The sequence below is a fragment of the Acinetobacter sp. V115_6 genome, from assembly GCF_031799025.1.
GTDB classification, from domain to species: domain Bacteria; phylum Pseudomonadota; class Gammaproteobacteria; order Pseudomonadales; family Moraxellaceae; genus Acinetobacter; species Acinetobacter pittii.
Map to the genome: position 1 here is coordinate 16,835 of NZ_JAVQNO010000005.1, position 10,312 is coordinate 27,146.

Below are 10,312 nucleotides of genomic sequence, written 5' to 3' on the forward strand. Positions count from 1 at the left end.
TTTGAGTTAAACGCATAACAAATAAAAAGCGCCTTAACTAAGGCGCTTTTTTTAACTAAAAGACTGATCAATCAAGAAACTGAACGTGCCCTGTTTTTACATCGTAAATTGCACCCACAACTACGATCTCACCTCGATCAACCATATCTTTAAGCACACTGCTGTTATTAATAATGTACTGGATATTGTAATGAACATTCATTGCTGTCACTTGGCTAATAAAAGCATTACCTAATTCACGTGGTTGCATAATGTCATATACGCTATCAACCGAATGCATTAATGGTCCAAGCACATATTGAATGTGTGGCATTTCCTTCACATCAGACACTTGCTTTTGCTCTAAACGCAATTGACATGCACTTGTTACCGCACCGCAATCGGTATGTCCTAAAACAACGATGACTTTAGAACCTTTGGCCTGACATGCAAACTCAAGTGAACCCAATACTTTTTGCCCAGCAATATTACCTGCAATTCGTAAGCTGAACAGATCACCAATACCCACATCAAAAATCATTTCGGTGGGTGCACGTGAGTCCATACACCCAAGAACGGCTGCAATCGGATGTTGCCCTTCATCTGCAGTCACACGAATTTGTCGGTAAATATCTCGTTGAAGACGTTCATTTTTTACAAAACGTTCGTTCCCTTCTTTAAGTAAGTTGACGACCTGTTGAGGACTCAGCTTTTGTTGCAAGTCATGTGTACTAATATCAATATCAAGTACCGCATCATCAACATCTTGATAGTGCTGTTTGAACCCGACCAATTTAAGGTTTACCTGACGTTTAATAGCCGTTTCACTTTGATAATCTTGAATAACTTGATAGATATCAGGATCAATCGAATCACACTGAGTTGCATCAATAATGAGTTGCTGATGTTTATGTACATGTTCCAATGCCGAAATAAGCGCAGAACGATTAAGGAAGGTCACTTGTGATGGGAGTTCAATACGCGTGACTACGCCATGCAAACGCTTCTCTCTATAAACACGAATACCTTTATTAAAATTGCCATAGAGAATAAAAGCACTACTGGTGAACAGACCAATTAAAATTCCCATTAAAAGATCTGTCAGCAAAATTGCAACTAAGGTAATAATAAAAGGTAAAAACTGTTTCCAACCTTTTTGATAAAGCTGTTTGAATAGTTTTGGATGGGTAAGCTTAAAGCCTGTCACAATAAGGATCGCAGCCAATGCAGACAGAGGAATCATGTTCATTAATGGCACGAAGAACAAAACCGCTAACAGCAACAATACCCCATGAATAATGGTAGAGCACTTACTACGCGCGCCTGTATTCGCATTCACCGAACTACGAACAATCACTGAGGTGACGGGCATGCCACCTATTAAGCCCGAAACGATATTCCCTGTACCTTGTGCCCAAAGTTCACGGTTCGGCGGAGAAGAACGTTTTTGAGGATCGATTTTATCTGCTGCCTCTAAATTCAATAACGTTTCTAAAGATGCAACGACAGCCAGAGTAATTGCCCCTGTGTAAATCATAGGCTCAGCTAAATAGCTAAAATCAGGGAAAATTAATACTTTTTCGGGTGCTTGTAATATATTCGGCAATTGAATGAGGTTATCAATTTGCACTGCCCATGCAGAGCCGATACTCACCAAAATAAAATTTAAAACTGCTGCGAGCACAACCGCAATCAAAGCAGAAGGTAAAGCTAGTTTTTTAAGCGGACTGCTATCCCACGCTAAAATTAAAAATAAACTGAGTAAACCAATAAGCGCAGCACCTCCATCAAAACGTTGAAGGAAGGCATCTGGTGTTGAAGTCCAAACTTGTTTCCATGAAAAATCAGAAAGTCCAAACAGATAAGGTAATTGCGTGGCAATCAGGATCACGCCAATAGCGGCTAATAACCCTAAAATGACATTATTTGGGATAAAGTTCGCAAAGAACCCTAACTTAAATAATCCAAATAGAATTTGTAGAACACCGGCAAAAATAATACATAATAAAAAGGCGGCATAATTGCCGCCTAATTGTTCTAACTGTACAAGGATGACAGCAGTCAGCCCTGCCGCTGGGCCTGCAACGCTAATGTGAGAACCACTCAGTAAACCCACAATAATGCCGCCCACAATACCTGCAATAATACCAGAGATGATGGGAGCACCTGAGGCTAAAGCAATACCCAAACACAGCGGTAATGCCACGAGGAATACGACAACTCCGGACAAGAGGTCTTTTAAATGAAATCTATTTTTCAGGTTTAAAACCGACATAAAACAACCATTTATAATATAAAGAAATAAGCAAAGTTGTACTATTACAGCCTGAAAGTGAGTAAATGCTTCAAGGCTGGGTTGATGATGTCGAACAACTGAATATCATTAAAGTTTAGTTATGCTATAACGTTGTGTATTTAATTGTGTATTTAACAACGATTTGTTGATCTTAAGATTCACCTCATCTTTACGACTGTTTTTTTCTTATTTTGCTTTTATATAATTATTAAAAAAGTAATATTTTAACCCATAAAAAAAAGCCTCCAATTGGAGGCCTTTTTTATCAATTAAAGACTCTTATTTAGAACCTTTAATTCCTGCTTGTAATAACAATGCACCTAAACCACCAATCTTTTGTTCTTGTGGCTTCTCTTGCTTGCTACGCTGAGGGCGTTCAGCTTGATCTTTACGCGGTTGAGGACGTTTACCTTGAGGCTTACGCTCAAAACGTTGTTCTGTATTTTGTTCACGGCGTGGTGGACGCTGTGCTTTTACAGGTGCAGAACCTTCAGCACGCATACTTAAGTTCACGCGGTTACGTTCAACATCAACCTGCATAACACGCACTTGTACGATCTGGCCTGGTTTTACAACTTTATGCGGATCAGAAACGAACTCATTCGCTAATTCAGAAATATGAACTAAACCATCCTGATGTACACCAATATCAACAAAGGCACCAAAGTTTGTGACATTAGTGATCACACCCTCAAGTTGCATACCTTCAGTTAATTGGCCCACTTCAGTAATATCTTCGCGGAATTTAGCAGTACGGAACTCTGGACGCGGGTCACGACCCGGTTTTTCAAGTTCAGCTAATACATCTTGTACTGTTGGCAAACCAAATTTGTCATCAACAAATTCATCAGCTTTTACTTGGCGAATGATTTCGGTATTACCAATGATGTCTTTCACAGTTGTCGCTTTTGCTGCAACAATTTTCTCAACAAGACCATAACTCTCAGGGTGAACAGCAGAAGCATCTAAAGGTTCAGAACCATTTTGGATACGTAAGAAACCAGCTGCTTGCTCAAAAGTACGCTCGCCTAAACGTGGTACGCTTTTCAAAGCTTGACGGTTATCAAAACGACCATGCTCTTTGCGGTATTCAACAATTTGCTGAGCAATCGCTTTGTTTAAACCTGCAATATAAGCCAAGATTGCTGGCGAAGCGGTATTTACATCAACACCAACAGCATTCACACAGTCTTCTACTACAGCGTCAAGAGTTTTTGCTAAACCAGTTTGGTTTACATCGTGTTGATATTGACCTACACCAATTGATTTCGGATCAATCTTAACAAGTTCAGCAAGTGGATCTTGTAAACGGCGAGCAATCGACACTGCACCACGAATTGAAACATCAAGCTCTGGAAGTTCAGCCGCTGCAAGCTCACTTGCAGAGTAAACAGATGCACCCGCTTCACTTACAGTCACACGTGTTAATTTGAGGTCGGTGTTTGCAGCCATCATTTCAGCCACTACAGCTTCTGTTTCACGGCTAGCTGTACCATTACCAATAGCAATAAGCTCTACATTATATTCACGGCATAGACGTGCAAGTTCAGCAATAGAACCTTCCTTATCTTCTTTAGGCGCAAATGGATAGATCGTGCTATGAGCAAGTACATCACCGGCATCGCTTACTACCGCAAGTTTCACACCAGTACGAATACCAGGGTCAACACCTAAAGTAGTACGACCACCTGCTGGCGCTGATAATAGTAAATGACGAAGATTTTCAGCAAATACCTGCATTGCTTCTGCTTCGGCAGTAAGTCGTTTCTCGGTTAGCAATGAATGCTCGATTTGAGGACGAACTTTACCCAACCAGAATAATTTTGCGGTTTGTTTTAAGAAATCTTGACGTGCTTGAGGTTGAATTTGCTCAAGGTTGTATTCAGTTTCAATACGCGCTAATGGCGCATCATCTTCACCATCAACTTTTAAACCTAATACATTTTCTTGACGACCACGCAACATCGCCAATAAACGGTGTGAAGGTAATTTGTTTAAACCTTCAGAAAATTCAAAGTAATCACGGAATTTTTTACCGACTTCTTTCTTTTCTTCAGAAGCAACTGTACTTTTTAAAACCGCAGTTTTTGCAAAAGTTGCTTTTAATTCTGTAGTAAGCGCAATATTTTGTGCCCAATCATCAATCAGAATATGCTGGATCGCATCTAACTGACTTTCAACATCTGGATAGTCTTCATGACTAAAACCAGCCAATGCTTCTGTCGGGTCAACCTGTTCTGCAATAATTTTTTCAGCAATCGGTCCTAGACCTGCTTCTTTTGCTTTAAAAGACTTACTTGTACGCTTAGGACGATACGGTGCATAAATTTCTTCTAAAGCATTTTTTGTTTCGGCTGCATTCACCCGCGCCAACAAGTCATCATTCAATTTATTCTGTTCTTGCAATGACTGAATGACCTTTTCACGGCGCTCATATAAATCACGTAAATACGCTAAACGAGTATCTAATTGGCGTAACTGCGTATCATCTAAACCTTGTGTTACTTCTTTACGGTAACGGGCAATGAATGGAACACTGGCACCTTCGTCAATTAAGCGGATGGCAGCTTCTACTTGGTTTGGACGTACGGCAAGCTCACTTGCCAACTGCTGAACTAAGTCAGTCATCGTGTTTGATCCCACAAGGATAAAGTTTAAAAGCACTGATTATAAAGACCAAGCCCATAAAATCCACACTTGTTTGCGTATTCAAAACGTTTTTTTGTATTGACTCTGAATATTTATACTTTTTACGACTACTAGAGCACGCAAAAACAGTGATTTAAGCATGAAAAAGTTAAAACTGAATCCTACCTTTTAATCTTTAAAAAATATAAACGTACAACTTATGTCATGAACGTGACAAAAAATTAATATAATTTATGAGAAAATGATCATATTGATACATAACCCAGAAGATAAAAAATTGAGATTGAGCACTACTTTATTCTTCTAATTTCTTATCTACTCAGTTTTTTTATCTTAATTCAGCAATTAAAAGTCTATTATATTTATTTCAAATAACTGATTTGAAACAATTAGTTATTACTATTGAGTTATTATAAATTTATTGAAAATTTAACTATTTGTTGTTTTAGGGCGGTCTTTGCTAAATTATGGGCTTAAGATGTTGTTTTTTGGTTTCAAACCACCTTGAAAATTGTAATTTTGAGCAAATTGATACATAGTCTAAACAAGAACATCAGCATTATACTGAGGGCTTGTTGGCAATAAGCCTATCCGACCCAATAATATATAAATTATGACTTTAAAAGGGAGTACATCATGAGTTTAGTTGTACCTGCTGAACATCCTGAAACCGTACACAACGAAACGGATCGTGTCGAACGTATTTTAGTGGTCGATGACGATGTGCGTTTACGTACCCTCTTGCAACGTTTTTTGGAAGATAAAGGCTTTGTTGTAAAAACTGCCCACGATGCTTCGCAAATGGACCGTTTATTACAACGTGAGTTATTTTCACTTATCGTACTCGACTTTATGTTACCGGTTGAAGATGGTTTAAGTATTTGCCGTCGTTTACGCCAATCAAATATTGATACGCCAATCATCATGTTAACAGCACGTGGTAGCGATTCAGACCGTATTGCCGGTCTTGAAGCTGGTGCAGATGACTACTTGCCAAAACCATTTAACCCAAATGAGCTTTTAGCACGTATTCGCGCAGTATTACGTCGCCAAGTTCGTGAAGTTCCAGGCGCGCCAAGCCAACAAGTTGAAGTAGTAAGCTTTGGTCCATGGTCTTTAGACTTGTCTACCCGTACACTGACACGCGAAGGACAAATCGTTACCTTAACAACTGGTGAATTTGCTGTATTAAAAGCATTGGTACAACATCCACGTGAACCATTAACACGCGATAAATTGATGAACTTAGCGCGTGGCCGTGAATGGGGTGCAATGGAACGTTCAATTGACGTTCAAGTTTCTCGTTTACGTCGTTTAATTGAAGATAACCCTGCACGTGCACGTTACATCCAAACGGTATGGGGTGTCGGCTATGTATTCGTTCCAGATGGTGCTGAATAAGCTTGAGATAAGATAGAGTGAGTTTAGAACCAATCGCCCCACAGAACTTTACCGATTACGTGACCTACTCAGAACGTAAACGGACTCGATGGGAACGTTTTCTCGACAAAATAAAGCCACGTTCTGCTGCCATGCGTACCACTATTCTGGTACTGCTGGTGGTGTTCTTTAGCTTATTTATGTCGTTATGGTTCTTTTGGCGAACTCTGTATTTACCTGAAATTCAACAGCACGCCCGTTATCTTGCGGTCGAGCTTGAGCTCGTCAACAATCCTGATATACGAATTTTTCATCGTGAAAATGAAGTAGATATTGATGCGTGGTTGCGTAATCGAGTCGGTATTGAATACGTTACCAACCCCAAAGAATATCCAAGTGTCCGAGAAAAGGTCATTGCCGAGTTTTTTACCAATCATGTCGAAAAAAAGCTGGCAAATGAGATTGGGACTAAAGACGTTACCGTTTACTTTCAGTTTAAACCGAGCCCACGCATTTGGATTCAAACACCTGAAATGCATGGCAACTGGGTTCGAGAGCCTTTAAAAACCTATGCCAACTACAGTCCTGAACTTTTAGTGGGTTGGGTCGTGGGTGTTCCATTACTGTCGGCTATCATTATTTTAATTTTGGTTCGACAGATGAACCGCCCTCTGCGTCGTTTGCAGAATGCTGCCAATGAATACAGTAAATCTGGAACAGCGCCGTACCTTGATACCAATCATGGACCACTAGAAATTCGTCAAGTAAACCAAGCCTTTAATCGCATGGTCTACACACTCGATCAGACTGAGCGCGAACGACGTATTATGTTGGCGGGTATTTCACATGATTTACGTACTCCTCTTACACGCATACGTTTAACAGCAGAGATGCTACCTGATGAGTTTTTGCGTGAAGGTTTGGTTTATGACGTAGATGATATGGATGCAATTCTTAATCAGTTCATTTCGTACATGCGCGATGGCTCAGATGAGGAGTTGAAAGACACCAATATCAACATGCTTTTGCAAGAACTTGTTGTGCAATTTAAACCTCTCGATATTCAATTCGAGATGCAGGATGTACCCATTATTCCAGCACGTAGCCTTTCTTTAAAAAGATTGATTGCCAACTTAATTAATAATGCGAAACGCTATGGTGCTGAACCGATAGAGCTCAGTGCAAAAGTCGAAAATGAATCTATTTTAATTACTGTTGCCGATCATGGTGAAGGCATTCCGGCAGATCAAATTGAAGAGTTAATGCAACCTTTTGTTCGCGGAGACTCAGCAAGAACCATTCAAGGTAGTGGTCTTGGGCTGGCTATTGTTAAACGTATTGTCGATATTCATCATGGCGAGATTCAAATTCATAACCGTGAACAAGGTGGTTTAGAAGTTATTATTTCTTTACCAATCCCAAAATCGAGTACCGAAGAAAATACCTCAACCAATCCATTGGAAAAAATAAAACAAACTTTAAGTGAGCGCTTTTAATTTGATCAATCAGTAATTAAAAGCCTTGGTTTAACGACAAATAAAAATAATAAAAATCAATTAAATATAAACCATAAATATAATTTATACCGCCATTTATTTACAAAATTAGACCTTAGCCTAACACCTATGCACTTTTCAATTTTTCATAGCTAAAATCCCGTATGTTTTGACAATATTGAGGATGTCCAATGTCTTTAAGTCGTATTCGCCTAGCTTCTCTTCATGACAAGGTCATCAGTGCTGAACAAGCTGCGCAATTCATCGAAAATGGAATGACTGTTGGTATGAGTGGTTTTACTCGTGCCGGTGAAGCTAAAGCTGTTCCACAAGCACTTGTAGAGCATGCAAAGAAAAATCCGTTAAAAATCACGTTAATTACGGGTGCTAGCTTAGGTAATGACTTAGACAAACAACTCACGGAAGCAGGTGTTTTATCTCGTCGTATGCCATTTCAGGTAGACAACACTTTACGTCGTGCGATTAACAACGGCGAAGTTATGTTTATTGATCAACATTTATCAGAAACTGTTGAGCAAATGCGTAACCAGCAACTTAAACGTCCAGATGTTGCGGTGATTGAAGCAATTGCGATTACTGAAGATGGCGGCATTATTCCAACAACTTCTGTGGGTAACTCTGCAAGCTTTGCTATTTTTGCCGAAAAAGTTATTGTTGAAATCAACACCTCTTTAAGCGAAAGCTTTGAAGGTTTGCACGACATCTATATTCCAACTTATCGCCCAACACGCACTCCAATTCCATTGACAAAAGTGGATGAGCGTATTGGTACAACAGCAATCCAAATTGATCCTGCAAAAATTGTAGGTATTGTATTTAACGATACACATGACTCACCATCAACAGTAACTCCTCCAGATGATGAGACTCAAGGCATTGCAAACCACTTAATTGCTTTCTTTAATAAAGAAGTTGCAGAAGGTCGTTTACCGAAAAACCTTGGTCCATTACAAGCAGGGATTGGCTCTATTGCCAACGCTGTACTAACAGGTTTAAAAGATTCTGATTTTGAAGACCTCATCATGTACTCAGAAGTACTACAAGACTGTACTTTTGAACTCATTGATGCAGGCAAAATGAAATTTGCTTCTGGTAGCTCAATTACCCTTTCTGCAAAATGTGGTGAAAAGGTTTTTGGCAATATCGAAGCTTACAAAGACAAATTAGTGCTTCGTCCACAAGAAATTTCTAACCATCCTGAATTAGTTCGTCGTTTAGGGATTATCGGCATTAACACTGCGCTTGAGTTTGATATTTACGGTAACGTGAACTCAACTCACGTGTGCGGTACTAAAATGATGAACGGTATTGGCGGTTCAGGTGACTTCGCTCGTAACGCTCACTTGGCGATCTTTGTAACCAAATCAATTGCTAAAGGCGGCGATATCTCTTCTATCGTGCCAATGGTGAGCCACGTTGACCACAGTGAACACGATGTTGATATTTTAGTGACAGAGCAAGGTTTAGCTGACTTACGCGGTTTAGCGCCTCGTGAACGCGCTCGCGCTATTATCGATAATTGTGTACACCCACTTTATCGTGATGCATTAAATGACTACTTTGACCGTGCATGTGCTAAAGGTGGACATACTCCTCACTTACTTCGTGAAGCGTTGTCTTGGCATGCAAACTTCGAAGAAACAGGTCAAATGCTTCAAGCAGCACCAGTTGCAAAATCAGCTTAAATCACTGGTTTAATTCAAGCACTCCTTCGGGGGTGCTTTTTTATTTGTTTAAATTATTGATAAAACACTGCTCAAGCCCGAATTTTTATTTTATCTTTTCAGCACATCAAAACAAAAAGTAGAAATCTATATGTTTATTATTCGTCAATTTACAAATGCAGATCTGGATGATGTCGTTATTTTATGGGAAAGCTGTGGTCTGACCCGTCCTTGGAATAATCCTGAAACCGATATTTTCAGGAAAGTCTCCCAACAGGATGATTTGTTTTTGGTTGCTATTAAAGATGAGCAACTGATTGGCACGCTTATGGGCGGCTACGACGGCCATAGAGGCTGGATTAACTATTTGGCTGTTCACCCCCACCAACAACGCTTAGGAATCGCTACAGCGCTCGTTCAGCAGCTTGAGAAGCGTCTCATCGCACGTGGCTGCCCAAAACTGCAATTACTCGTCCGTAAAGACAATTTGAATGTATTGAATTTTTACGAACAGCTTGGCTATGACGAGGTAGAAGCAGTGTGCTTAGGAAAACGACTTATTCGTGATAGTTCTCATGATTAGAACCACGTTTTGTTTGGGCTATTTTTAGAAAGTTAAGGCGATATTGGGGATAACCCTCTTTGCTTGTGGATAAAATGAGATTTATACACAGGTAAGGTCTTAATATTTTTATTAAATAAACAGGCATGAAAAAAGCCCCATACATTATGTATGGGGCTTTTTCGAATATGGTGGCGAGACCCAGGATCGAACTGGGGACACACGGATTTTCAATCCGTTGCTCTACCTACTGAGCTATCACGCC

7 protein-coding genes and 1 tRNA gene are annotated in these 10,312 nt (G+C 39.8%); 5 read left to right on the forward strand and 3 right to left on the reverse strand.

The genetic code is table 11. The annotated features are described in order from the left end of the window. Positions 1-67: 67 nt before the first annotated feature. Entirely contained in the window at positions 68-2,254 is a 2,187-nt protein-coding gene (locus tag RMA94_RS00955) for a SulP family inorganic anion transporter (RefSeq protein WP_033848943.1), read from the reverse strand. A gap of 300 nt (positions 2,255-2,554) precedes the next feature. Beyond that, positions 2,555-4,903, reverse strand: a complete 2,349-nt coding sequence (locus RMA94_RS00960; protein ID WP_002116875.1) for a Tex family protein — start codon at positions 4,901-4,903, stop codon at positions 2,555-2,557. A 657-nt stretch (positions 4,904-5,560) separates the two neighbouring features. Here RMA94_RS00960 and ompR point away from each other — a divergent pair. The 5 genes from ompR (at position 5,561) to RMA94_RS00985 (ending at position 10,068) form a co-directional block, all read left to right on the forward strand. Then, complete coding sequence (gene ompR, locus RMA94_RS00965) at positions 5,561-6,325, forward strand: two-component system response regulator OmpR (RefSeq protein WP_000060753.1); 765 nt, start codon at positions 5,561-5,563, stop codon at positions 6,323-6,325. A 17-nt stretch (positions 6,326-6,342) separates the two neighbouring features. Continuing rightward, entirely contained in the window at positions 6,343-7,800 is a 1,458-nt protein-coding gene (locus RMA94_RS00970; RefSeq protein WP_311081488.1) for an ATP-binding protein, read from the forward strand. Positions 7,801-7,815: 15 nt separating this feature from the next. Next, a complete protein-coding gene (locus RMA94_RS00975; RefSeq protein WP_311081491.1) occupies positions 7,816-7,956 on the forward strand; it encodes a hypothetical protein in 141 nt (46 codons plus the stop codon). A 35-nt stretch (positions 7,957-7,991) separates the two neighbouring features. Continuing rightward, positions 7,992-9,506, forward strand: coding sequence for an acetyl-CoA hydrolase/transferase family protein (locus RMA94_RS00980; protein WP_002116671.1), 1,515 nt, complete (start codon positions 7,992-7,994; stop codon positions 9,504-9,506). Between the two features lie 130 nt (positions 9,507-9,636). Then, the gene (locus RMA94_RS00985) at positions 9,637-10,068 is read left to right on the forward strand and encodes a GNAT family acetyltransferase (RefSeq protein WP_002116887.1); all 432 of its coding nucleotides are present in this window, start codon (positions 9,637-9,639) and stop codon (positions 10,066-10,068) included. 168 nt (positions 10,069-10,236) lie between these two features. Here the strand turns inward: RMA94_RS00985 and RMA94_RS00990 are convergent. Next, positions 10,237-10,312: transfer RNA gene (locus RMA94_RS00990), tRNA-Phe, on the reverse strand.

Excerpts from the sequence above, each read along its gene's own strand:
- RMA94_RS00955 (WP_033848943.1), bottom strand. The coding sequence starts at position 2,254 with ATGTCGGTTTTAAACCTGAAAAATAGATTTCATTTAAAAGACCTCTTG.
- RMA94_RS00960 (WP_002116875.1), bottom strand. The coding sequence starts at position 4,903 with ATGACTGACTTAGTTCAGCAGTTGGCAAGTGAGCTTGCCGTACGTCCA.
- ompR (WP_000060753.1), top strand. The coding sequence starts at position 5,561 with ATGAGTTTAGTTGTACCTGCTGAACATCCTGAAACCGTACACAACGAA.
- RMA94_RS00980 (WP_002116671.1), top strand. The coding sequence starts at position 7,992 with ATGTCTTTAAGTCGTATTCGCCTAGCTTCTCTTCATGACAAGGTCATC.
- RMA94_RS00985 (WP_002116887.1), top strand. The coding sequence starts at position 9,637 with ATGTTTATTATTCGTCAATTTACAAATGCAGATCTGGATGATGTCGTT.